The following is a 24,824-nucleotide window of genomic DNA, read 5'->3' as shown; positions in this document are numbered from 1 at the left end:
ATATTCTTGCATTGATGAAAGTCTTTCCCATACTGCTCAGTATTCCGCTATTGTTTATTTCTATTTTTGTGCTGCTCTTCTACATCAATGATCGGAAACGATTTAGAGGATTTTAGACTAAAATTTAAGGGATGGTGCTTGTTTTGCACCATCCCTTATTTCTATGATAATAGTTGCTCTAATTCATTCAGTTTTTCTTCAAATACTTTACAAGCATCTCTTATCGGGTCTGCACTTGTCATATCCACTCCAGCTTTCTTGAGCACTTCAATCGGATAGTCAGAACTTCCTGCACTAAGGAATTCAATATAACGTTTAACCGCAGGCTCGCCCTCTTCTAAAATTTGCTTGCTTAATGCCGTCGCTGCACTATAACCTGTAGCATATTGGTAAACATAATAATTGTAATAGAAATGTGGAATCCTCGACCATTCTAAGCCAATTTCTTCATCAATTACAATATCCTCTTCACCAAAATACTTTTTATTAAGGGAATAATATTCTTCTGTTAACAAATCAGCCGTTAACGCCTCATTGTTTTGCGCCTTCTGGTGGATTAAATGCTCATATTCAGCAAACATCGTTTGGCGGAACACGGTACCCCTGAAGCCTTCTAAATAATGATTTAAAAGGTATATCCGTTTCTGTTCATCATCTATTGTCTTTAATAAATGATCATTCAATAAGGCTTCATTACAGGTTGAAGCTACCTCGGCAACGAAAATCGAATAGTTTCCGTATGGGTATGGCTGTGATTTACGTGTATAGTAGCTGTGAACAGAATGTCCAAACTCATGGGCAAGTGTAAATAAATTATTTATATTATCCTGCCAATTCATGAGGATGTACGGATTCGTCCCATAAGCACCAGAGGAATAGGCGCCACTGCGCTTTCCTTTATTTTCATGAACATCTACCCAACGATTTTCAAAACCTTCTTTTAAAATCTTAGTATATTCCTCACCTAATGGGGCCAATCCTTCAACAACTAATTTTTCAGCCTCTTTATAAGGAATTTCCATTTTTACATCTTTTACCAACGGCGTATACAGGTCATACATATGGAGCTCCTTAAGCCCCAAAACCTTTTTACGTAGCTTTACATATCGATGTAATAAATGCAGGTTCTCATTAATCGTATTAACTAAGTTATCATACACACTTTCAGGGATATTATTGCCCGAAAGTGCCGCATGTCTGGCGGAATTATATTTCCTAATTCGCGCATTAAAATTATCATTTTTCACATTACCGCTAATCGTACTAGCAAATGTGTTACGGAAATTTCCGTATGTATCATATACTGCTTTAAAGGCATCACGTCGAACCCGCTGATCTGAACTTTCTAAGAAACGAATATAGCGCCCATGTGTGATTTCTACTTCTTCGCCATTTTCATCCTTTATAGAAGGAAACTTTAAATCGGCATTATTTAACATACCAAATGTATTGCTGGAACTGTTCATAACCTCGCTTGCTTCCGCTAACACCGCTTCAACCTCTGCAGACAGGACATGCGGTCTTTGTAGGTTAATTTCTGCAATGGCATGTTCATAGAGCTTTAATTCCGCTTTCTCATTTAGAAAACTGGTAACCTTGCTTTCATCAATGGAAAGGATTTCCGGAACAATGAATGCCAATTGGCTTCCAGCCTGGGAATACAAGTTCTTCATCCTGTCATCTAACCCTTGATAAAAAGAATTAGTCGTATCTTGATCATAGCGCATATGCGCATATGTATATAATTTTCCAATCCGCTCAAGGAGCTTATCTTGAAATTGAAGTGCTTTATATAAAGTATCAGCACTTTCTCCTAATTTGCCTTCAAACTCCTTTATTCCGGAGATTTGATTCTTCACTTCTTGAAATTCACTTTCCCATTCCTGGTCAGTAGTAAATATATCTTCTAATCTCCAAGTATCCTCAACTGAAATTTCACTTCTAGCAGGTAGAGCTTTTACAGCTGCCGTTTCATTAGCCATTGTTTCATCCTCCATTCAAAATTTTCGCCTTACGAAAAAATTTCTTCTTAGTAATATTCTCCTTCATCGATTTCATTTCCTTTATTGATAGAGAAAAGAATATAATTCACCACTTATATTATGCCCTAATGTTACTTTTCATTTATACCTTTGAAAGGAGTTTCTGATTTATTTGAAAAAAAATCCGTCTCTGTTCCTCTCTTTCTCGATTAGATTTCGGAATCTCAATTTTTTTAACCAATTGAAAAATCGTCCCCCCTTTTTGCTTAAGGATTCCAAGTTTTTCAAGTTGAAATAGATACTCCTTCACAGCCACAAATGGATTTTGTTCTATTAACTGAAGATGATTTCGAATAAGAATTTCTTTTTTCTTGATTCTCTTATTAAAGTTTCTTTCTACATCATTAAGACGTATAGAGTCTCCAGCCTTTAGATTGATGAAATTGTCTATATAGAGATAGGTTTGCCAAATGGCTGGTGGTGTCAGGATATGAAGGGACTGAGGAACAGGAAAGCCAATTTCAGGCGGGAGTAAGAAAAGATTGAGGCCATAATTATAGATTTCATAGAGAAACCGCTTTTGCTCTGGACTTGGGTGGAACGACCAATTTAAATTATACCTTTCTGCCTCCTGATTCCATTGAGAGAAGTTCAATTGGTTGATCAGCTTTGGATGAAGAATCTCATCTAAACCGGCCAAATTTATTGGGAAACTACATATTTGGGCAAAAGCATTTTTAGTGGAATAAGGCTGGATTGAACCAAGAATGACAAAATGACTATTTTCGGGGCAATAGGAAGGAATGAAAAATTGATGATGCCTTGATTCTCTTAAGAACAAATAATCAAAGCTTGATAAAGTTAGGAGATTTTTTCTTTTTGTCTTAATATTTTTGCTCCCCATTATCCAGAGGGGGATATAACCATGTTGAAGATAGGCTTGGGTTCTTTTCAAAAAACTTTCTTCAGAAAGCGCCGAGCATTGATATTCCAATGCGTATTTCATCCCATTATGCTTAAACATAATATCTGGTCGCTGCTTAATTTCAGAATCATAATATTCTAACGAGGAAGGAATCCTTTGGCGGATAAGCCATTGATATAGCTGTCGCTTTCCCTCCATATGATAAACCGATTCATTTTCATAGACTTCCCTGCAAACACCTCCTTTTTTATGAGAAAAATGAAAAATTCTTTGATTCCCCAATTTTAGTGAAACACTTTCCCCGCAAACAGGGCATATAAACTCTTCATTATTCCGAAAATAGAGCAGTGTTTCTCTCTTGTAATCATACCCGAGACATATCGTTTTACCTGTTTTTGTTTTTGCAGTAAGCAATCACCTTTCACCTCTCTTTCCTCTCTTAGATTCGTGATTGAAGTTCAGAATTCCTTTAAATAAAAGGCTGTTTTCGTAAAGTTTGTAGCTAATACCACCGCAGTTGATATACACTTCGCTTTCCGCGGGCAGTCCGGGAGCCTCCTCGTCGCTTCGCTCCTGCGGGGTCTCCCGAGACTTGCTCTTCCCGCAGGAGTCTTCGTGTATATCAACTGCTAGTTTAGCTATATAAATAAATTTCCCTCTAAAAAACAAAAATCTTTAGAAAACAGCCTAATCTAAAAGAAAACTCGCAAGTTACGAATTTTCTTTTAGATTAGGCTGTTTATAAACCACTGTTTATTGGAGCGGAAGGCACGAGACTCCTGCGGGAGTACGGGGCTGGGGAGACCCCACAGGCGCTTAAGAGCCGAGGAGGCTCCCCGGCACGCCCGCTCAAAAGCGAAGTGCCTGGAGCGGAAATCAACAGGCTAGTTTATATAGCCTTAGATTAAAGTAGCGGAGACATGAGTCTGGCTGTCGATTCAAATAGGCGTAATCCAATATGTCTTTTATTGAATGAAGCTAATTCTAACTGCTTGGCATAGTTAAGGTCATTTAAATATTCAGCAACCAGCTTTTCAGTGCTGTTCGTTCGAAATAAAAAGGCATTTACTTCAAAATTCAAATGGAAGCTTCTCATGTCCATATTAGCGGTTCCAATCGAGGCCAATTCCCTATCGACAATAATTATTTTGCTATGCATAAACCCTCGTTCATATTCATACACCTTTACACCAGCTTCCAAAAGTTCGGGAAAATAAGAGCGTGAAGCATGGAAAACAATTCGTTTATCCGGACGATTAGGCACTAGCAATCTGACATCAATTCCGCTTAATGCCGCTACTTTAATCGCAGAGAAAATATCTTCATCAGGAATAAAATAGGGTGATGCGATCCAAACGGATTCTTTAGCAGAAGTGATCATTGAGAAAAAGATATTTTTAATTACACTCCACTCCGTATCTGGTCCACCCGCAATCAACTGGACCCCGCCATAACTTTCATTATCTATTTGCGGTGAAAGATACTCTGCTGTTAGAAAGCTATGATTGGTCATGTAATACCAGTCCTGTAAAAAGATTAACTGCAATGTTCGAACCGCTTCACCTCTAAGCATTAAATGGGTATCACGCCAAAATCCAATACTTTGATTTCTGCCTAAATACTCATCACCAATATTGAGCCCGCCAACAAAACCAATCGTTCCATCAATCACAATAATCTTCCGATGGTTACGAAAGTTAAACTTATTATTTAGAAAAGGCACCTTTACGGGTCCAAAGCAAACGGTTTCAATGCCCGCATTTCTTAAATCTTTAATAAATCCCTTTGATAATTGCCACGAACCAACTGCATCATACAAAAAGCGAATTTCTACCCCCTGGGAAGCCTTTTCAATTAATACCTTTTTAATTTCCTGTCCGATTTGGTCATGGCGAACAATGTAATACTCCATATGAATATGGTGTCTTGCCCTTTTTAATTGTTCGAGTATATGTTGAAACGTTTCTTCTCCATTGGTTAGAACTTCTGTCTTTGTATCGAAGGAAATGGGACTATTACCAAGTTTTTGCGCCAAGGTAAATAATCTCCCTTGATGCTCAGCCATTAAGCTGATTTTTTCTTCACTGCGGGGATCGAATTCCCCTTCGACTGTTAGATATGCTTGTTTATCAAGAAAATACTTCTTTCGGTACATCTTTTCTTTTCGGTGGTTCCTCCCGAACAGCAGGTAAAAAATAAAGCCGACTAATGGAAAGCCGCCTAACACCACCAGCCATGTGATGGTTTGTGTTGGATGCCGATTTTCAAGAAAGATGACAAATGCAATAAAGATGACCGATAGCGAAATTAAAAGACTCAAGAAGCCAAAGACTCCACCTTTTAAATACTCCTTAAAGAATAACGAGAGTACGGCTAGAACGGTGATGAATAGGATAACCCTTACTGTATTTTTCAGCTTAAACACCTGCCAATTTTTTTACTTAAAGAAAAAAATACCGATTTCAACGTCAGAAATCGGCACATGTTTATTTAAAGTGTTTTCTTATTTCAGCAAAGACATCTTTTGAAATTATCTCTTTCCCATACTCCTGAATTCGATGGATGGTTAACTGAGTTTCATAACCATATTCAAGAAGAATACTTAAAACATCATCAATCTGTTCCTCTTCAAATAAATCCTCGGGAAACTCAGTGTATAGATAGTATCTTCCATCAAAGTGATAAAGCATCGTGAGTAAATCATCAAGACCTCCGCGATTTGACAACATGATAACATCCTCAAAATCCTTGAAGGCAATTAAAAACTCTAATGACTCCTCTTCAAGCAAAAGATCTTCTTCTTCCATCTGCCTAGGAGTGAAGTGATGATCAAAAATTTCTTCAATATTATGATCAACTGGCAGATCCTTAATTTTCTCATTTGGTATTGGGAGTTCGAATTTCTGTCCATCCTTTGATACTTGAGCTTTAGTTACCAGAACTTCCAGCCCTTTTTCTAAAGCTTGGACTTGAATCCATAATGGTCCTTCTACCATGAATTCTTCTTCTTGATGAACTTCATCCATCATTTCCCAAAACAACTCTTCACTTCGTTCGCGATTGTACCAAATTTCTTCCCGGTCGAAGCCTCTTTCTTCTATATCACCATATGATATATAAAATTTTACTGTATTCTCATTAATGCGTTCAATCTCCATCTTTACCTCTCCCTTCCGTTTCCATATTGAAGGGACTAAAATACCCCCAGCAGACACTGCCTAAAGCAAATACCCAATGTTGAAATGCCTAAAGTTTGTGATAAAAAAGTATATAATCCGAGTACTTTTATTTTATGACAAAAGTAATAATAAGGGAAATAAAATTAACTAAGTTATCAAAAACAGTGAATTTGCCTAGTAATAAGATATTCTTTACATTGTAACAAAATCACATTGAAATCTCAAACGATAGGCGAGGAAAGAGAATTGAAAAAAGGCCCTCAAATAGAAGGCCTTCTAATTAACCATACGTTGTGCTTCTCTTAATTGAAAAGTTCGAACTCTCCTTGGTAAAAATCTCCGAATTTCATCCTCATTATATCCAACCTGCAACCGTTTTTCATCAATAATAATCGGACGACGCAGCAATCCCGGATTAGCTTTGATTAATTCAAATAAATCTTGGAGTGGCATTGTGTCTAAATTAACATCTAATTTTTGAAAGGTCTTAGATCTTGTGGATATTATTTCATCTGTTCCATCTTCAGTCATTCGAAGGATTTCTTTAATTTCCTCAATTGATAATGGTTCTGAAAAAATATTGCGCTCTGTATATGGAATATCATGCTCTTCTAACCATGATTTCGCTTTTCTGCATGATGTACAACTTGGTGAAGTGTATAGTGTTACCATCCGTCTTCACTCCTTTTTATTTTACTGTACAAAATATATTGCATATCAAAATGAAAGTAAGTTTAGGTTGAATTTAAAATAATTATAAATAAGTAATTTATATCATTTATTATACACCACTGCCTATAAAAAAGGTATCCTTTTTTCAAATTTTAATAAAAGTCAACTTTTAACCGTTATTTTTTTTATTACACTATATTAGACGATTAATTAGCAAAAAAGTTTCATATTTCTTCAAATAATAAACTTGCTTTTTTTCGAAAATATAGATTGTCACATATAGAATTCGAATCACTAAAACTTCTTTTGTCGGTTCTTTTTAACTATTTATGATCTTTTGTAACTTATTTTCTCAATTACACTTTTTCAATGAAAACGCATACATCCTTTTTTTCTAAGAAACCGTCATATAAATTATTTCACTTTTCCCCTTTCATTAAGCGGCAAGTTCTTTTAAAATAGGAAGTAAGGGGATTTACAGGGTGCAAATTGGTTGTAGCCTTGGATCTGGACAATTGGAGGGATTTTCATGGGTGGGTACATAGCAGATTTATCAATGGTTGCTTTATTGGTTATCGGGATTACTGCCTTTATGGGCGTAATTACAAATGGTATTGGTGAAAAGGTTTTTGGGGGTAAAAACCGCTCTCAATTTGTAGACGAAAGCGCAAAGTATCAGACTGGATGGAAGAGTATCGGCGGGAAAAAGAAGTAAAAGGCGATAAAATATTATCGCACTTGATTCTTAATATGCATTTACTTATAATATAAATAATTAAATATAGTGGCAATGATAAAGAGTAGTATGTATTATCATCCGTTATAGAGAGTTTGTGGCTGGTGGGAACAAACACGGACAAATACAGAATGGACTTTTGAGCCTCTTTCTGAATGATGTATTTTTTGAAAAAGTAGGAAATGACGTTTTCCTTGCGTTAAAAGGATTCTCAGGCCATCTCACTGATGACCTGAGTGCTGAGTGACTCTTTATGAGTAATTTAGGGTGGTACCGCGAAACCATTCGTCCCTATTGTTGTGGGATGGATGGTTTTTTTTATTTATTTTTAGGAGGAAATTAGGATGGAAACAATTTTTTCAGGTATTCAGCCAAGCGGGACGATTACCCTTGGAAATTATATCGGAGCATTAAAGCAATTTGTAGAACTGCAAAATGAGTATAATTGTTATTTTTGCATTGTGGACCAACATGCCATTACTGTCCCACAGGATCGTATAGAGCTGCGTAAAAATATTAGAAGCCTTGCTGCTTTATATCTGGCCGTTGGACTTGATCCTAAGAAGGCTACATTATTTATTCAGTCAGAGGTTCCTGCACATGCACAAGCAGGATGGATGATGCAGTGCATTGCCTATATTGGTGAATTAGAGAGAATGACACAATTTAAAGATAAATCTACTGGTAAAGAAGCTGTAACAGCAAGCCTATTAACTTACCCACCATTAATGGCAGCAGATATTTTATTGTACAATGCGGACCTAGTACCGGTTGGTGAGGACCAAAAGCAACACATGGAATTGACTCGTGATTTAGCAGAAAGATTTAATAAAAAGTATGGGGACGTTTTAACGATTCCTGGTGTTCGAATTCCAGAAGTAGGGGCAAGGATTATGTCATTACAAGAACCTACTAAGAAGATGAGTAAGTCCGATCCAAACAAAAAGGCGTTTATCACCCCATTGGATGACCCGAAACAAATTGAGAAGAAAATTAAAAGTGCTGTTACCGACTCGGAGGGCATCGTTAAATTCGATAAGGTTAATAAACCTGGAATTTCGAATTTACTTACGATCTATTCAATCCTTGATAAAAAAACAATTCCCGAGATTGAAGAAATGTACGAAGGTAAAGGATACGGAGATTTTAAAGGTGATTTAGCTGATGTAGTTGTAAATGTATTAAAACCAATACAAGAAAAATACTACAATCTTCTTGATTCCAGTGAACTTGACCAAATTTTAGACGAAGGCGCTGCAAGGGCAAACGAAGTTGCCAGCAAAACACTAAAGAAAATGGAAAATGCAATGGGATTAGGCAGAAAACGCAGATAAAAATGAAAAGCCAGACCCTCAAAAGGTATTGATCAATACCTTTTCGGGTCTGGCTTTTAGTTTACTTTAGGACCATGTTCCATCTCCCAAAGTTTTTCGAAGAATGGCTGACCTTTTATTAAATTTTCACAAAAGGTTTCGTGCCGTTTGGACCAGCCATATTTAGTTTCCTCAAATAGCTGCTGCCAAGCACTTTCAAAGTTTAGCTCCTGGATAGCCGAGTACTGCTCCGGACACCACTCTGTATACCAATATCTTACTTCCGCTTCATTCTTAGACGAGTGTAATTGATCGAGTGCCATAAATAATAGCTGCTTTAATTGTCTTTCTTTTCGGGTTAGTCCAGTCATCAGCACCGGTTCAGGAGATAAAATATGAAAATCCTTCTGGTCCTGGTGCGGGTGAAAGTTATATACTTTCGCATCATGTGTGGCAATCATTTCGTAAACTAGCTGTTCTTGTCTTGGAATGAGCCTGCTTTTTCGAATGGGAATTGAATAACCTATTGTATCAACCACTAATATTCCTACTCCATCCGTTACTACAAAGCAATACTCGAGTTGAACTCTTTCGTGATTTTTCCTTAAGTATGCCTTTTGAAAAATATCATCGAGAAGCTGTTGAGGTAATTCTGACAAATCATTCTCAATATAGTTAAATAGAATCTCTTCGACTTTTACCAGCGGAACTTGATCTAATAGTTCCACTCCGTCATCTTTACGCCATTCATGAAAGTGGCAAACATTATATCCGTTTTCCTCACCTTCAAACCAATTTACCCAAACATCATGAAGATACAACATCCTACAACCCCTCACTTCAAGATACTGTTTGTCAATCAGTATGGGCAGACCTAAGTTAATTTATTCCTTAATATATATTTTGCTCCAGTTACTTTTTACACACACAATTCTATCTGCTAACCTGTCCTTTTATTCTTGCTAAAATATCCATTAATTTCCTTTTGTTGTAAAAATTTTATCGGCCTCTAAATAACTTTTTGCTGGTATCTTGAATGATAATATCGTAGAGTATCTATGTTCTTGGTAATAATTTTCAACGATTCTATATCCTATCGCGTAACCGAGCAAATCTGGTACCCTGCCACCGCCATATAACAGCTCGTCATGTCCTTTTTCGATTTTTTTCTTATTTAATTGGTTTTGCAAATATTTCCCCCATAGCTGGAGCATTTCTGATTCTGTATACATGGTACACCAATCGGCTAAATATTTCCTTCCGCAATTTTTTAAAACGGCATACTCTGCAAGTCCTTCAATAATGATAGAATCCAATAAGGTATATTCTTTAAACCCCTTCTCTTGTTTGTTCAATCGACAAACATGATGGTATTCATGGACAAAAAGCGCCTCCAATTCACTCACACTTACCTTGTCAGAAAGGAAGAGAAACATTTTATCATGGAATGATACTCCTCCTTTTACTTTTTCTTGCCGTGTAAAAAAACCCACTTTCTGACCGATAGGGAATATATAAATAGGTATATCCGGACCGCCCCATTTTTTTTTGTAGGTATGAAACAGCTGCTCTGCCTTCTCCCAGACATTATTTTTCTTAAGCGATTCATAAATACCCTTCGTTGCCCTTGAGGGCTTATACATCCCATAACTCAATAACTGTTGATAAATTTCCTCTTCCTCTTGACCCTGGAATACTGGAAGCAGCTTCTTGCAAATTTTCGTTGGGCGATTAAACTCTTCTTCTAACCATTGGTTTGTTTGTATGATTCCCATTTCCTCACTCCCCGCGATCCTATCTATTTCATAGTTTATGAATCAGGAAGGAAGTGGTTCTAAGCATTAAGTGCAACTTTTTAACCAGAATGGCTGTAATATAGCTTATTATTGATCGTACAACTCTGTTGATTGGAGCGGAAGGCACGAAGAACTCCTCGAAAATGCTATCGCATTTCCTTCGTGCGGTGGAAATTCAAGGAAGCCTATTCAATGTCCTGCGGGAAGAGCAAGTCACGGGAGACCCCGCAGGAGCGAAGCGACGAGGAGGCTCCCGGACTGCCCGCGGAAAGCGAAGTGCCTGGAGCTCCAATCAACAGGCAAGTTTAACAACAAAAAAAGCCGACCAGGAATTTCTCCTGATCGACTTATTAGTTATTCATATTTTTTAAAAATAATCGTAGCGTTATGGCCACCAAAACCTAAAGAATTACTTAGTGCTGTTTTTATTTCCATTGGACGAGCCGTATTTGGTACATAATCCAAATCACACTCTGGGTCCACCTCTTCTAAGTTGATCGTTGGCGGGAGAATGCTATCCCTGATTGCCAAAACTGAGAAAATGGCTTCTACTCCACCAGCCGCTCCGAGAAGATGACCTGTCATCGACTTAGTAGAACTCATCGCAAGCTTGTAGGCATGATCACCAAATACTTCCTTTACGGCCATTGTTTCAAATTTATCGTTATATTCTGTACTTGTACCATGTGCGTTAATATAGTCAATTTCCTCTGGTTTTAAGCCCCCATCATTAATTGCCATCTTCATTGCCCTTGCACCGCCTTCACCAGCAGGTGCTGGTGCGGTAATATGGTATGCATCACCGGTAGAACCATAGCCGACGATTTCAGCATAAATCTTTGCACCCCGGGCTAAGGCATGTTCCAGTTCTTCAAGTACAACAATTCCTGCTCCTTCACCAATGACAAAGCCATCGCGATTCTTATCAAACGGTCTGCTAGCCGTTTTTGGGTCTGGATTAGTAGAAAGAGCTGTATTTGCACAAAATCCTGCAACAGACATTTTCGTTATCGGTGCTTCGGCACCACCAGTTACCATAGCATCTGCATCCCCGCGCTGGATTACTTTAAACGCATCACCTATAGAATTTGTTCCTGTTGCACAAGCCGTAACTGTACACGAGTTAAATCCTTTTGCCCCTAATGTAATAGATACTTGACCCGTGGCCATATCTGGAATTAACATCGGGACAAAGAACGGACTTACTCGACGGTAGCCTCTTTTTTGAAAGATTTCATATTGTGTTTCAAAGGTTTCCATTCCGCCGATTCCTGAGCCAATCCAAACACCAATACGACCAGCATTTTCTTCATTGATTGTAAGGTCTGCATCTTTAACAGCCATTAATGCGGAGGCAACAGCATATTGGGTAAAACGGTCCATTTTTCTAGCATCTTTTCTATCCATATATAATTCAGAATTAAAGTCATTTATTTGTGCAGCCACTTTGGCTGGATATTCCTCTGCATTTACTCTTGTTAATGGTCCAATTCCTGATTTTCCTTCTAGTATCCCATTCCATGTGGTTTCAACATCGGTTCCTAGCGGTGTTACTGCTCCAACGCCTGTTACCACAACTCTACGCTTTTCCATGTGACACATCTCCTTCATTTCCAAACAGTATATTTAAAAATTTTACTTACCCCACCTAATTGCAATCGCACCCCAAGTTAAACCGCCGCCAAAGCCTACCATTACAATTACATCATCATCCTTAATTTTTCCTGCTTCTAATTCCTCCACAATCGAAATCGGAATCGATGCAGAAGAAGTATTCCCGTATTTATGCACAGTTTTCGACATTTTTTCAACTGGAAGCTCTAATCTTTGTCTTGATGCTTCCATAATGCGAATGTTTGCCTGGTGTGGAATAAGGAAATCTACATCTTCTTTTGTCAAACCCGCTTTCTCAATCACATTTAAACAACTTTCACCCATCTGTCTTACAGCGAATTTGAATACTTCCCGGCCATTCATAATAATATACTCGTCTTGATAGAGATGCTTTGACCCGGTCCCATCTGCACCAAGTTCAAAAGCGAGTATCCCACGATTATCAGAAACAGGTCCAACAACGACTGCTCCTGCACCATCGCCAAATAATACCGCCGTATTTCGATCATTCCAATCCGTAATCTTAGAAAGTTTTTCTACTCCCACTACGAGGACATTCTTATACACATTCGTTTCAATAAATTGCTTTGCAGTAACAATTCCATACATAAAGCCTGCACAGGCAGCACTAACATCCATTGCCGCTGCTTTCTTCGCTCCTAATTTTTCTTGAAGCATGCAGGCAACAGATGGAAACGGATGATCTGGTGTTACAGTTGCTACTAAAATGAGGTCAATCTCTTCAGCTGAAATTCCGGCATTTTCAATTGCATCTTTAGCTGCAGCAAATGCCATATCAGATGTGTTAATAGTATCCTCTGCTATCCTCCGTTCTTCAATTCCTGTTCTTGTCCGAATCCATTCATCGCTTGTATCCAATACTTTTTCTAGATCTGCATTAGTGACTATTTTTTCGGGTAAATATCTTCCGATTCCAACAATTCCGGCTCTCATGAAGTCAACTCCTTATATATTCAATATCATCTTATTATCAATTATTATGACTTGGTACTAATTTTAGCAAATAGTAGCCCCTTTTAGCAACATCTATATGGATAATTTAACTGCTATAAATGTCCATACCAATTACTGCTGGGATTCATATCCTAAACAGAAGAAGGCTTTTCAATAAGGAGGAAGGAAAAATCATGGAGGAACAACCGAAAGGAAATGAACACATTAATAAATCTCATGATCGATTTTCTAGCTTGATGTTTGGACCCAGCAAGAATGTTGAACGTATGGTAAACAAGGAGGAAGCAAGACCAAATGAATCTTCCATTGATATTGCAGGTCTGATTGAAAATTATGATAAATTAATGAACTCTATTCAAAATTTAAAGCCGATATTTAATAAAGCTTATCCTTTTGTAGAAAGGTTTTGGAAGAAGAAATAAGGCTGCCCGTTAAACGGCAGCCTATTTCTTTTTCCCTATGTACAACTGCTAATTTGGCAATTTGCCCGTTTCTTTATACACTTCAATCTGTTTTTCAATCTTTTTTATATAATCCTTATTCACCAAGGGACTAAATTCCCCAAGCGAAATGACATTATCTTTAAAATCAAAGGAAAGATTTCCTGATTGTAATTCTTTGTTCTTAAATTGTTCAGCAACATTCACATACAGTTTATCAACTTGCTGGATGGTGCTCGTTAAAACGGTAGATTCCCCTAAATCAGATTGATCCGAAACATAACCAATCACAAATAATCCATGTTCCTTCACCTTTTCAATTACAGGGATATTGTAACCATCACCAGCCGGGTAAACGACATCAACCCCTTCAGCAATCATGGAGTTAACAGATTGAATTGCCCTGTTTTCATCGTCCCAATTTCCAACATAAATGATGCTTACATCCGTGTCTTTATTTTCAGCTATGGCTCCTTGATAAAAACCCTCTACCTCCGGCTGCCATTCATAAGCTGCTAAAACTCCAACCTTATTTGCCTCAGACATATAAGAGGCGACCATCCCTCCAAAAAAACCCATTGCATGTCCCTTAAAATTTAGGCTTGTCGTATTTTTCTTTTTTGCGTCGCCATTAAAGCTTACAAAGTGAATAGCGGGATAGGATTCAGAGATAGAATTGAAATATTCGGCGTACTCGGAACCATGTCCAAAAATAAGATTAACACCTTTTTGTTCAAATTCTTTAACTGCCTGTTCGACCATTTGTTGTGAATTCATGCCTTCTTTATAAAAAACTTCAACATCGAACTGTGACTGTATTTTTAACAATCCTTTATACCCTTTCGTTCCCCATACTTGGTCATCAACTGTTTCTGGTACTAACAAGCCAACCTTTTGCAGTGTGCTTGCAGAATCTATGCTCCCGCATCCTCCAAGCAATAAAAGGCATAAAACTATCATCCCATAACGGTTTAGCATCTATATCACTCCTTTAATCGCAGGCATATTCCGTTTTTTATTCAAAAGTGATAAATTCTACTTTAGCACTTTTATAATAACCTTTGACAAAAAAAATAGGAAGATAATTTTCCCAATACTAAATCAATAGGATAAACCTATCGATTTCTTATGGGCGAAATAAATGTTGTACATGGTTTATTTGCTTTGCAATAGCATTCGTTAATGATTCTTTTCTATTTACAGTTAACTTGGCAACTTTCTCTTCTTCGATTGACGTTTTGCGGTCTATTAATAGATTTTCATCAACCTGTAAGTATTGTGCACAAAAGTCCCATTGATTTTCTAGTCCGCTTTCAAGTAAATAACGTCCAGCATCACTATTTTCGATAATATCAATCAGCGTTTCCACGGTATCATCGATATAAAGGGCATCCATTGTTTCTTCTCTTAACCCTTTAAACTTCTCCTGTTGATTCATTTTATTTAATATTGTGTGTTGAAAGACAAATGTTTTTGGTTGCCAAGGTCCAAAGATCGTAGGTAAATAATGCAACTGAATATTTTCTGTCAACTCTTCTGACATTTTGATAAAATCATTCATGACCAATAGGGCTTCCGTTTCCGCTTCACCTGTTAGTATTTGCCCCGGCAAAAGCAATACAAGCCGTTCAATTTTTTCTTTGTATCTTTTTAAGCAATCAATAAATTCATAAGCAACAGCATCATTTTTTAAAATATTTTCATTGTAGGTCATATATATATCATAAACGGAACAAATAATTGTCATTTTACTATCTGTTCGATCCAATTGTTTCGTCCAATCTTTAAATAAAGACTCTTTATAATTTGCATTCCGGCCAATTTCCAATCTTTTTTCATCAGAGAACCCATCATCATTTCCCTTATTTTCGATGGTAATTCCCTCTACTTCAATCCCTTTATCCAGCAAAGCTTTACAAAGATGAAAGCTTACAAAGTTAAATACATCAAAAATAACAGCCTTGTCCATTAAGAATATTCGCCTCCCATATCCTTCTATAATGCATCGTATGCGACTGCACGAAGAATTATTTCCTTTTGGGAGGCGTTGATATCTACAAATCTTTTTCATATTTGTTAAAAAACCTTATCATCATATGACTAAGCTGCTGCTTTTTTTCAGGAACAATATATATTGGATTAATCCCTGTTTTAGTTAATATTTGCTGCATTTGCTTCGATTGATTATAGGATTTCCCGTTTGACATTACATGAATGATCTTAATTGGTACACCAAATTCAAAATTAACCTTAAGTGGAGTATTTTGGAATTCCTCTTCAAGTGAAGCCTGGTCTGTATTATGAGCCACGATTAATTCCCTCATTAACTTTTTGTAAAAAAATTTGTATTCCCTTTCCTGCTCAATATGACTTTTTAAAGAAAGTATCGGATTAAGAAAAACAACTGACCTAATCTGGCCTTTCATTTTCTCCATTAATTTCAGAGCAACTAATGCCCCCATTCCTTCGGCTACGATATGAATTTTATTATTAAGGATTTCACTACGTATAACCTGGTTATACAGCCTTCGAGCTAGCTCAACAGCATTTTCACTTCCCCAGTTTCGCCCATACAGATTTGAGGAAAAAATCGTGTATCCTGTTTTTTTAAAATGGTTAATAATGGCCAGCTTTCCTTCATTTTGAGTCCAAAAACATTTGCTTTCATCCACAAAATGTCTTTCATCTCCAATAATTAAGATTCCAAAACCTGTGGGCTTTTCAGGGTAATGGATCGTATTCCACTGGGTATCCATCAAAAAATTCCTGTTTTCCATTGATAAATCTCCTTTTACAAATTTCCTCATGATATTGTATGTCGCTTCACATGAGATGAAAGGGAGATTAGCCTAATTCAGGTACGACTCTTTTGATTTTGAGGAATCCTTTCCACTTTGTCATATTTTGCGTTTATTATTTCGATTGATTATGGTAATATGATAAGAGATGTAAAATAGGCTTAGAGGTGAAAAAAATGCGATACTTTTGGACTTTTTTCTGGGCATTTCTTTTAGTACAAATGGTTTCATACGTAGTAAGTTCAATGACTGAAGGCGCAGAATTTGATTTTGTAACAGGTGCAATTGTTTCTCTTGGTGTAAGCGTTTTGATTATTGCTGTAACAGCGGTACTTCCAAGCGGACCTGCTGAAAAACATTAATTAGAGTGAATAAATAAAAAGGTCAATCCTAGCTAAAGGATGACCTTTTTTATTTTGTTATTCTATTGTACTTTCACACTTAAATCTCCATTGATGGTCGTTATATTTACGGTTGAATGATCCAGGACGTTACCCGCAATGATTTCCCTTGCCAGCTTCGTTTCAATATTTCTTTGTATAAACCGCTTTAATGGCCTTGCCCCATAAATGGGGTCGAATCCGTTAACAGCTATATATTCTTTCGCTTCATCCGTGATGATTACCTCGATATGCTGATCTTTTAGCCTGTTTTGCAATTCCTTCAACATTTTCACAACAATGTTCTTTATTTCAGCTAATGATAATGATTTAAAAAGGATCGTTTCATCAATCCGATTTAAAAATTCAGGACGGAAATGAACTCTTAACGCTCCAAGTACCTTTCCACGTGTGCTATCAGAAATTTCATCCTCATTTTCATTTCGCTCAAGCAGAAATTGAGAACCGATATTGGACGTCATAATAATGACCGTATTTTTAAAATCCACTACCCTGCCTTGTGAATCTGTTATTCGGCCATCATCCAACGCTTGAAGTAAGATGTTAAAGACATCTGGATGTGCCTTTTCAATTTCATCCATTAAAATAACGGAATACGGCCTCCGTCTAACTGCTTCAGTAAGCTGACCGCCTTCTTCATAACCCACATAGCCTGGAGGAGCACCAATCAGCCTTGATACCGAGTGTTTTTCCATGTACTCTGACATATCTATTCGAATCATTTGTTCCTCACTATCAAATAAGGACTCTGCCAACGCTTTAGCCAGTTCTGTCTTCCCAACCCCAGTTGGTCCTAAGAAGAGAAAGGATCCAATCGGGCGATTTGGATCTTTAATTCCTGCCCTTGCACGTAATACAGCATCCGTCACCAATTGTACGGCCTCATTTTGTCCAATTACCCGCTCGTGTAAAAGGGATTCTAATCTTAACAGCTTTTCCCGTTCCCCTTCCACTAATTTTGTAAGGGGAATACCTGTCCATCTGGAAACAATATTGGATATTTCATCTCCAGTTACTTCTTCACGCAATAGTCTCTCATTTTTGGCTGTTGTTGTTTCTAACGCTTGAAGTTCTTTCTCAGCAAGAGGGATTAACCCATGGCGAAGCTCGGCAGCTCGATTTAAATCATACTTGTCCTCGGCTTGTTGCAATTCTCTCCTAAGCTTTTCAAGCTGTTCCCTTTTTTCCTGCAATCGCTGAATCCCTTGTTTTTCCTGGAGCCACTGAGCCTTCATACTATTCGCTTGGTCCTTTAGCTCAGCAAGCTCTTTCAGAAGACTTTCAAGCCTTTGTTTGCTAGCCTCATCCTGCTCTTTTCTTAACGCAGCCTCTTCAATTTCCAGCTGCATAACCCTTCTAGTTACTTCATCTAATTCTGTAGGCATCGAATCAATTTCGGTCCGGATCATCGCACATGCTTCATCAACAAGGTCAATTGCCTTGTCTGGCAGAAATCGTTCGGTTATATAGCGATCAGAAAGGACGGTTGCCGCCACGAGAGCGTGATCATGGATTTTCACACCATGATGAACTTCAAATCTTTCCTTTAACCCTCGTAATATCGAGATGGTATCTTCGACATTCGGTTCTTGAACAAGGACTTGTTGAAATCTTCGTTCAAGTGCAGGGTCTTTTTCAATATACTTTCTATGTTCATCCAGAGTTGTCGCCCCGATACAGTGAAGTTCACCACGGGCAAGCATTGGCTTTAACATATTTCCCGCATCCATTGCCCCTTCTGTTTTTCCCGCACCAACAATCGTATGCAATTCATCAATAAACAGTAGGATTTGACCTTCACTTTTTTTCACTTCATGTAAGACAGCCTTTAACCGCTCCTCAAATTCGCCTCTAAATTTAGCACCAGCAATTAACGAACTCATATCTAAGGAAAAGATTGTTTTATCCTTTAGGCCTTCTGGGACATCTCTTCTGACAATCCGTTGAGCCAAACCTTCTACAATCGCTGTTTTACCCACGCCTGGTTCGCCAATAAGCACGGGATTATTTTTTGTCTTTCGAGACAGGATTCGTATGACATGACGAATTTCCGCATCTCTTCCAATAACAGGATCCATCTTGCCTGCCTTTGCCTCGGCAACGAGGTCTCTTCCATATTTACTAAGTGCATCGTAAACTGCTTCAGGATTTTGTGATGTCACTCTTTGATTCCCCCTAATATCCTTTATTGCCTGGATAATGCTTTCCGTAATCTTACCATTTACCTTAAGTATCCTTCTTATCTCAGAATCATTTGCACTTATGGCAGCCAATAAGATATGTTCAACGGATAAATAATCATCTGAATATTTAGTGGCAAAGTCTTCCGCACTTACAAAAAGCTTTTGCAGCTTTGTTGTAATATATAATTTCCCGTATTCAGCACCGCTTCCGGTAACCTGTGGTTTCTTTGCCATTGCATCCTTAATATTTTGTTCAAACTCGTTTGTTGGCAGACCAGCCTTTTCTAAAATAGCACGCAGCAGACTCTGCTCTTGCTGTAAAAGTTCTAAAAATAAATGAAGTTCATCAACCTCTTGATGATTATTTTTAATGGCTAATGATTGAGCTTCGAGGATCCCTTTTTGCAATCGCTCTGTCATTCGGTTTAAATCCATATTCTTCACTCCACTTGACCAATTTTGACCTATTATATTTATTATAAATGATTTGTCTATATATGTAAAAAACAATGAAATAAAAGCCACCCATGTGGATGACTTTTTGTTTTGACTTTTTAGGGTTTGCGCTGATAAGTCCATATACGATTATGATTCGCTGTTTCTGGGAATGAGTCCCCGGCTTTTAGTTTTATCTTTTGGGGATTCTTAACATTGTCTCCTGTTTCACCAATCTCAATATAAATACCATTGTTCGGTGCCTTTTGTCCTGATTTAAACTGGCGATTTTGCCCCATTCTTAGTCCCTCCTTTTGTGTACATCTTTATTATTTCCATTTAGGCTTTGTCCATTAGAGGAATATCTTGTTATATTATTTAGGAATATAACAATATTTTTTGACGATTGTGTGTATTTATGTCACAATATTGATATATATTCTTTGTTAACAATATAATGATAGTGATATCTAGTAAATGTAACCTTGACTGTCATTTATTTTTGTAAGCAAATTTGCGATTGAGTTCGCCTCTTAAAGGTGGTAAATAGCATGCAGTCGTTAAAGGAAGTACCAGTTAAGTTAACAAAACTGTTTGATACAGTTCACCATATGAAGAAGGTAGAAAAGGGTTCTTTTCTTTTCCAGGAAGGTTCTGTTGCCGAGGAATTATATATTGTGCAGAGCGGGATTATTCAAATCAGCAAAATTATTCCCGATGGACGAGAACTTACATTAAGAATGTGTTCCAAGGGTGATTTTATTGGAGAGTTAGACTTATTCTCACCGGGAGCACGATATTTATTAAGTGCACGTGTTTTAGAAAGCGGCGAAGTATTAGTCATTAAGAAGGATGTTCTAGAAGTAAAGCTTTCACAAAACCTTGAACTTTCGCTTGAATTTATGAAGTGGATGAGCCTTCAATATCGAAAAACACAAACAAAGTTCCGTGATTTGGTACTCCACGGTAAAAAAGGAGCCCTTTATTCAACACTCATTAGAATAACAAATAACTATGGTGTCGAAACGGATAAAGGAATACGGATCGAATTACCGTTAACCAATCAGGAACTAGCTAACTTCTGCGGCACTTCACGAGAAGTAGTCAACCGTTTGCTAAGTGATCTACGCAAACTAGGAATAATCTCGATTGATAAAGGATCAATTACCATTCATGATCTTGACCATATAAAAAATGAAATTGATTGTGAAGAATGTCCAACAGAAATATGCAGAATTGATTAAAAAAATCGGTCCCTTAGGAGTTACGGACTTAGTTCTTACTCCATGGGTGCAAACAAGCAAATAACATATCAAAAACACACGTTATTTCACATAATAAATAGCGTGTGTTTTTTTATACCACACCATACAACCAATTCTACTCTTTTTCCTACTCTAACTCATAATAACCGCAAACGACATACCCTACTGCCTTTGCTGCCACAATAAGAGCCTCTTCATCGATATCAAATTTAGGATGATGATTAAAAAAAGGTTTTTCTACTCCTTTTGGTGTACAAGCAATGTAAAAGAAACAGGAAGGGAATTTTTCAGCATAGTAAGCAAAGTCTTCAGATGGCGGCAATGCTGGAAATTCCTTAACTTCTTTAATATCTTTATCATTAGCATTCTTGAGAAACTCAGCAACCTTTGCTGTTATTTCAGGATCATTATATAAAGGTGGATAATCACTCGAATAGGTTAGATCACATGTTACACCAAATTCTTCTTCAAGCCCTTTTACAAGACGTTTAACCTCTTTTTCAATGGTTGCTTTTGTCTCAACAGTCATATAACGAATATCGCCTTCAAGCTCTACGCTGTCTTTAATGACATTAAATGTTCCTTTCCCATCAAAAGAACCAATGGTAAGCACACCAATATCAAAAGGGCTTAATCGACGGCTAATAATCGTTTGAGCGGCTGTAACAAAATGAGCACCCGCCACAATGGCATCATTCGCTAGATGTGGTGAGGAACCATGTCCACCTCTCCCTTGAATTTTTAATTTCATATAAGCCCTGCCGTTAAAAGAATAGCCAGCGTGATACCCAACAACTCCGGCTGGGCCCATTGGCAACAGATGGATGCCAAATACATTATCTAAATCGTCAAGGATGCCGGATTCTACAATACTCTTTGCCCCGCCTGGCGGAACTTCTTCCGCATGCTGATGAATAATTTTTATTGTACCTGGGATTTCATCTTTTAATTGAATGAGGCAATCCGCTAAAACTAATAAATAGGCTGTATGACCATCATGACCACATCCATGCATAACGCCTTCATTCTTTGATTTAAATGGTACCTCGGTTTCTTCGACGATTGGGAGTGCATCAAAATCAGCGCGCAACCCAATGTTTTTTCCAGGTTTTCCACCTTTAATTGTCACGATGATTCCGTATCCATTACCTACATTCGATTGAACTTCTACGTCCTTACCTTTATAAAAATCAATTATATATTGAGCTGTCTTTTCTTCTTTAAAAGATAGCTCAGGATTTTCGTGTAGATATCTGCGAATTTCAATCATTTCATCCTTACGAGATTCTAACATTTCCATTAGTTTACTTCTCATCATCTCTTCATCCCTTCATTTTGAGTATAACGTTACGATAATACCGATTGAAGCCGCTGATTCAAGATTTTCATTTGCTGCGATTGTACCGTAAACCGTGAAAGGTGGTTATGATTTTTATTCAGAAAAATTGCAGACAACTTGTCCAACTGATTTTGCCGCTATCAGAAGTGCATCTTCATCGATATCAAATTTGGGATGATGATTAAAATAAGGTTTTTCTACTCCTTTAGGACTACATCCAATGTAAAAGAAACACCCAGGAATTTTTTCTAGATAATAGGCAAAGTCTTCTGAGCCCGAGAGCATTGGACCTTCAAAGATTTCCTTGATATCAGGATCGTTCATACTTTCAAGAGAGGCTTTGACGTCTGCTGTTATTTTTGGATCATTATACAAAGGTGGATAATCTGCAGTATATGTCAGCTCGCAGCTAACCCCAAACTCTGCTTCGATCCCTCTTACAATACGGTGAACTTCTTTTTCAATCAATTGTTGAGTTTCAACGGTCATGTAGCGAACATCACCTTCAAGTTCGACGCTGTCTTTAATTACATTGAAAGTTCCTTTTCCATCGAAGGAACCAATAGTTATAACCCCAACCTCAAATGGATTTAACCGACGACTGATGACGGTTTGGACAGCTGTGATAAAATGCGCACCTGCGACAATTGAATCATTTGCCAGATGAGGAGAAGAGCCGTGGCCGCCAACTCCTTGAATCTTCAGGTTGAAATAGGTTCTTCCGGCCATTGCATAACCACTTCGGTATCCTATATAACCGGCTGGCTTAATAGGGAATAAGTGGATGCCAAAAATAGCATCTAAGCCATCTAGGACCCCGGATTCAACAATACTTTTTGCACCCCCTGGCGGTGCCTCTTCTGCATGCTGATGAATAATTTTGATGGTACCAGCAATCTCAGATTTTAATTGGATCAGACAGCCAGCAAGAACTAATAAGTATGCTGTATGTCCATCATGTCCACACCCATGCATAACGCCTTCATTTTTTGATTTAAAGGGTACATCCGTTTCTTCGACGATTGGAAGCGCATCAAAATCAGCGCGCAACCCAATGTTTTTTCCTGGTTTTCCACCTTTAATTGTCACGATAATTCCGTATCCATTACCTACATTCGATTGAACTTCTACGTCCTTACCTTTATAAAAATCAATTATATATTGAGCTGTCTTTTCTTCTTTAAAAGAAAGCTCAGGATTTTCGTGTAGATATCTGCGAATTTCAATCATTTCAACCTTACGAGATTCTAACATTTCCATTAGTTTACTTCTCATCATCTTGTCACCATTTCCATATTTTTCAAATCATCACTAAATGTCGCGTTTTACATTTCCAACTGCTATTTATTCTACAACAGGGTTTCCAGCTGGTGATCTTTCAGGAGAATTAGATGTTTTACCGGCATCACTTGGAACCATAAAGATAATCGATACTATTGAAAGGATACCGAATATAACGTTTACGATAATTCCTGCTGAAGCCGCTGTTTCAAGATTTCCATTTGCTGCAATTGCACCGTAAACCGTTGCTGAAATCGCGACACCGAATGCACTGCCAAGTGAGCTTGCCATTTTATAAACCCCAGCTGCTTCACCGACTTTGTCAGCAGGTGCATTTGATACAGATGTATCTGTTGATGGGGTTGCATAAAGTCCAAGTCCAAGCCCAAATAGTACAAATCCACTGAAGACAGCAACTGTATAAGTAAAGTCTGGTAAGAAGGTTAAGCCCATCATTGCCACACCAATCGTTGTGATCAGAGCACCCCAGACCATTGGTAATTTTGCGCCTACTTTTTGTAATATTTTCTCTCCGACACGAATCATCGCAAGCACAACTACTAAATAACCAAGTGATAACATACCTGCTTGGAAGGAAGTAAATCCACGACCTACTTGTACATACGTATTGGCTACAACTAGTGTACCAGCAATCGCATTTAGCAAAAAATTGGAAACAGTCGCACCCGTATAAGGCTTATTTTTAAATACAGCAAAGTCAATCAGTACAATTTTTTTGCTTTTCTCAACTTTGATGAAAACAATCAAACCGATAATTGTGACAACCAATAGGCCAATTGTAAGCGGGCTTGTCCATCCCAAATCTGCTCCATAAGTAATAAATACATTCAAAGCAAGCATTGTGATGACAAAAATACCTAAGCCAGCGTAATCAAATTTAAAAGCACCTGTAGATTTTTGTTTACTTTCTGGCGTGTCTTTCAGTAGAAACATACCAATAAGGGCGAAGATGATAGAAAAGATAAAAATCCATCTCCACCCTAAATATGTTGCGATTGCACCGCCGGCAAAAGAGGCAACCCCTGACCCGCCCCAAGAACCGATGGACCAGAAACTTAGTGCACGCTGGCGATCTTTCCCTTCGAAATATGCTTTCATTAAGGCAATGGTTGAGGGCATAATAAATGCAGCTGAAAGCCCTTGAAGGACTCGTCCAATAATGAGCAATGCAGACCCTTGAGTTAAAACGAGGCAAAGTGAACCGATAATACTTAAAATAAATCCAATATTAGCAATCTTCTTACGCCCAATTTTATCTGCAAGTCCACCTGCAGCAACGATAAACATTCCTGAGAACAAGGCCGATAAACTAATGGCGATGTTCACGGTTCCAAGTGAAATACCTAAATCTTTTTGAACAGCAGGAACCACATTGACCATTGCTTGTGCAAATAGCCAGAATGTAATAACACCAAACACAATTCCTATGATCATTTTATCGGTGCCTTTATAACTTGTTTCCACGACGA

At 37.8% G+C, this 24,824-nt stretch carries 22 protein-coding genes and 1 other annotated feature; of the genes, 5 read left to right on the top strand and 17 right to left on the bottom strand.

Translation table 11 applies throughout. From position 1 onward, the window contains the following. Window positions 1–161: 161 nt before the first annotated feature. The 5 genes from pepF to spxA all read right to left on the bottom strand — a co-directional run bounded on the left by pepF (window position 162) and on the right by spxA (window position 6,758). The gene (gene pepF / locus NSS81_RS19330; protein ID WP_342430263.1) at window positions 162–1,982 is read right to left on the bottom strand and encodes an oligoendopeptidase F; all 1,821 of its coding nucleotides are present in this window, start codon (window positions 1,980–1,982) and stop codon (window positions 162–164) included. A gap of 142 nt (window positions 1,983–2,124) precedes the next feature. After that, window positions 2,125–3,321, bottom strand: a complete 1,197-nt coding sequence (locus NSS81_RS19325; RefSeq protein WP_342430262.1) for a competence protein CoiA family protein — start codon at window positions 3,319–3,321, stop codon at window positions 2,125–2,127. A gap of 490 nt (window positions 3,322–3,811) precedes the next feature. Next, on the bottom strand, window positions 3,812–5,323 hold the full coding sequence (cls, locus tag NSS81_RS19320) for a cardiolipin synthase (RefSeq protein WP_342434080.1): 1,512 nt from the start codon (window positions 5,321–5,323) through the stop codon (window positions 3,812–3,814). Window positions 5,324–5,393: 70 nt separating this feature from the next. Continuing rightward, window positions 5,394–6,065, bottom strand: coding sequence for an adaptor protein MecA (mecA, locus tag NSS81_RS19315; RefSeq protein ID WP_342430261.1), 672 nt, complete (start codon window positions 6,063–6,065; stop codon window positions 5,394–5,396). 297 nt (window positions 6,066–6,362) lie between these two features. Then, window positions 6,363–6,758 carry a transcriptional regulator SpxA gene (gene spxA / locus NSS81_RS19310; protein ID WP_342430260.1) on the bottom strand — a complete coding sequence of 132 codons (396 nt, stop codon included), beginning with the start codon at window positions 6,756–6,758 and terminating at the stop codon, window positions 6,363–6,365. 529 nt (window positions 6,759–7,287) lie between these two features. Here spxA and NSS81_RS19305 point away from each other — a divergent pair. Next, the gene (locus NSS81_RS19305) at window positions 7,288–7,473 is read left to right on the top strand and encodes a hypothetical protein (RefSeq protein WP_342430259.1); all 186 of its coding nucleotides are present in this window, start codon (window positions 7,288–7,290) and stop codon (window positions 7,471–7,473) included. A gap of 66 nt (window positions 7,474–7,539) precedes the next feature. Continuing rightward, window positions 7,540–7,790 (top strand) — a binding site (T-box leader). Window positions 7,791–7,838: 48 nt separating this feature from the next. Beyond that, the gene (trpS, locus tag NSS81_RS19300) at window positions 7,839–8,828 is read left to right on the top strand and encodes a tryptophan--tRNA ligase (RefSeq protein WP_342430258.1); all 990 of its coding nucleotides are present in this window, start codon (window positions 7,839–7,841) and stop codon (window positions 8,826–8,828) included. A gap of 56 nt (window positions 8,829–8,884) precedes the next feature. On the opposite strand, the gene NSS81_RS19295 is transcribed toward trpS, so the two are convergent. From NSS81_RS19295 to NSS81_RS19280, 4 genes are all read right to left on the bottom strand, one after another. Further along, on the bottom strand, window positions 8,885–9,631 hold the full coding sequence (locus tag NSS81_RS19295) for a YjbA family protein (protein WP_342430257.1): 747 nt from the start codon (window positions 9,629–9,631) through the stop codon (window positions 8,885–8,887). A gap of 150 nt (window positions 9,632–9,781) precedes the next feature. After that, window positions 9,782–10,582, bottom strand: a complete 801-nt coding sequence (locus NSS81_RS19290) for a DUF2268 domain-containing putative Zn-dependent protease (protein ID WP_342430256.1) — start codon at window positions 10,580–10,582, stop codon at window positions 9,782–9,784. A 375-nt stretch (window positions 10,583–10,957) separates the two neighbouring features. Beyond that, complete coding sequence (gene fabF / locus NSS81_RS19285) at window positions 10,958–12,196, bottom strand: beta-ketoacyl-ACP synthase II (protein WP_342430255.1); 1,239 nt, start codon at window positions 12,194–12,196, stop codon at window positions 10,958–10,960. A gap of 42 nt (window positions 12,197–12,238) precedes the next feature. After that, complete coding sequence (locus NSS81_RS19280; RefSeq protein ID WP_342430254.1) at window positions 12,239–13,171, bottom strand: beta-ketoacyl-ACP synthase III; 933 nt, start codon at window positions 13,169–13,171, stop codon at window positions 12,239–12,241. Window positions 13,172–13,365: 194 nt separating this feature from the next. Between NSS81_RS19280 and NSS81_RS19275 the strand changes: the two genes are divergently transcribed. Next, the gene (locus NSS81_RS19275) at window positions 13,366–13,614 is read left to right on the top strand and encodes a hypothetical protein (protein WP_342430253.1); all 249 of its coding nucleotides are present in this window, start codon (window positions 13,366–13,368) and stop codon (window positions 13,612–13,614) included. A 48-nt stretch (window positions 13,615–13,662) separates the two neighbouring features. Here the strand turns inward: NSS81_RS19275 and NSS81_RS19270 are convergent, their stop codons facing one another. The 3 genes from NSS81_RS19270 to NSS81_RS19260 form a co-directional block, all read right to left on the bottom strand. Continuing rightward, a complete protein-coding gene (locus NSS81_RS19270; protein WP_342430252.1) occupies window positions 13,663–14,610 on the bottom strand; it encodes a BMP family ABC transporter substrate-binding protein in 948 nt (315 codons plus the stop codon). Window positions 14,611–14,758: 148 nt separating this feature from the next. Continuing rightward, window positions 14,759–15,601: a hypothetical protein gene (locus NSS81_RS19265; protein WP_342430251.1), complete on the bottom strand. Its 843-nt coding sequence runs from the start codon at window positions 15,599–15,601 to the stop codon at window positions 14,759–14,761. 85 nt (window positions 15,602–15,686) lie between these two features. Then, window positions 15,687–16,409: a hydrolase gene (locus NSS81_RS19260; RefSeq protein WP_342430250.1), complete on the bottom strand. Its 723-nt coding sequence runs from the start codon at window positions 16,407–16,409 to the stop codon at window positions 15,687–15,689. Window positions 16,410–16,606: 197 nt separating this feature from the next. On the opposite strand from NSS81_RS19260, the gene NSS81_RS19255 reads away from it, so the two are divergent. Next, entirely contained in the window at window positions 16,607–16,792 is a 186-nt protein-coding gene (locus NSS81_RS19255) for a YjzD family protein (protein ID WP_342430249.1), read from the top strand. A 62-nt stretch (window positions 16,793–16,854) separates the two neighbouring features. Here the strand turns inward: NSS81_RS19255 and clpB are convergent, their stop codons facing one another. Both clpB and NSS81_RS19245 read right to left on the bottom strand, forming a co-directional pair. Beyond that, on the bottom strand, window positions 16,855–19,449 hold the full coding sequence (gene clpB, locus NSS81_RS19250; RefSeq protein WP_342430248.1) for an ATP-dependent chaperone ClpB: 2,595 nt from the start codon (window positions 19,447–19,449) through the stop codon (window positions 16,855–16,857). A gap of 119 nt (window positions 19,450–19,568) precedes the next feature. Then, window positions 19,569–19,748, bottom strand: coding sequence for a YjzC family protein (locus NSS81_RS19245; RefSeq protein WP_342430247.1), 180 nt, complete (start codon window positions 19,746–19,748; stop codon window positions 19,569–19,571). Window positions 19,749–20,000: 252 nt separating this feature from the next. On the opposite strand from NSS81_RS19245, the gene NSS81_RS19240 reads away from it, so the two are divergent. Further along, on the top strand, window positions 20,001–20,693 hold the full coding sequence (locus NSS81_RS19240; RefSeq protein WP_342430246.1) for a Crp/Fnr family transcriptional regulator: 693 nt from the start codon (window positions 20,001–20,003) through the stop codon (window positions 20,691–20,693). A gap of 148 nt (window positions 20,694–20,841) precedes the next feature. Here the strand turns inward: NSS81_RS19240 and NSS81_RS19235 are convergent, their stop codons facing one another. The 3 genes from NSS81_RS19235 to NSS81_RS19225 form a co-directional block, all read right to left on the bottom strand. Beyond that, on the bottom strand, window positions 20,842–22,029 hold the full coding sequence (locus NSS81_RS19235; protein ID WP_342434079.1) for an amidohydrolase: 1,188 nt from the start codon (window positions 22,027–22,029) through the stop codon (window positions 20,842–20,844). A gap of 117 nt (window positions 22,030–22,146) precedes the next feature. Then, window positions 22,147–23,328, bottom strand: a complete 1,182-nt coding sequence (locus NSS81_RS19230; RefSeq protein ID WP_342434078.1) for an amidohydrolase — start codon at window positions 23,326–23,328, stop codon at window positions 22,147–22,149. Window positions 23,329–23,397: 69 nt separating this feature from the next. After that, complete coding sequence (locus NSS81_RS19225; protein ID WP_342434077.1) at window positions 23,398–24,789, bottom strand: MFS transporter; 1,392 nt, start codon at window positions 24,787–24,789, stop codon at window positions 23,398–23,400. Window positions 24,790–24,824: the final 35 nt, after the last annotated feature.

Origin of the sequence: Neobacillus sp. FSL H8-0543, from assembly GCF_038592905.1 — a bacterium.
In the GTDB taxonomy this organism is placed as follows: domain Bacteria; phylum Bacillota; class Bacilli; order Bacillales; family Cytobacillaceae; genus Neobacillus.
The sequence above is the reverse complement of the archived record's forward strand: the minus strand, read 5'-3'. Positions and strand labels throughout refer to the sequence as shown.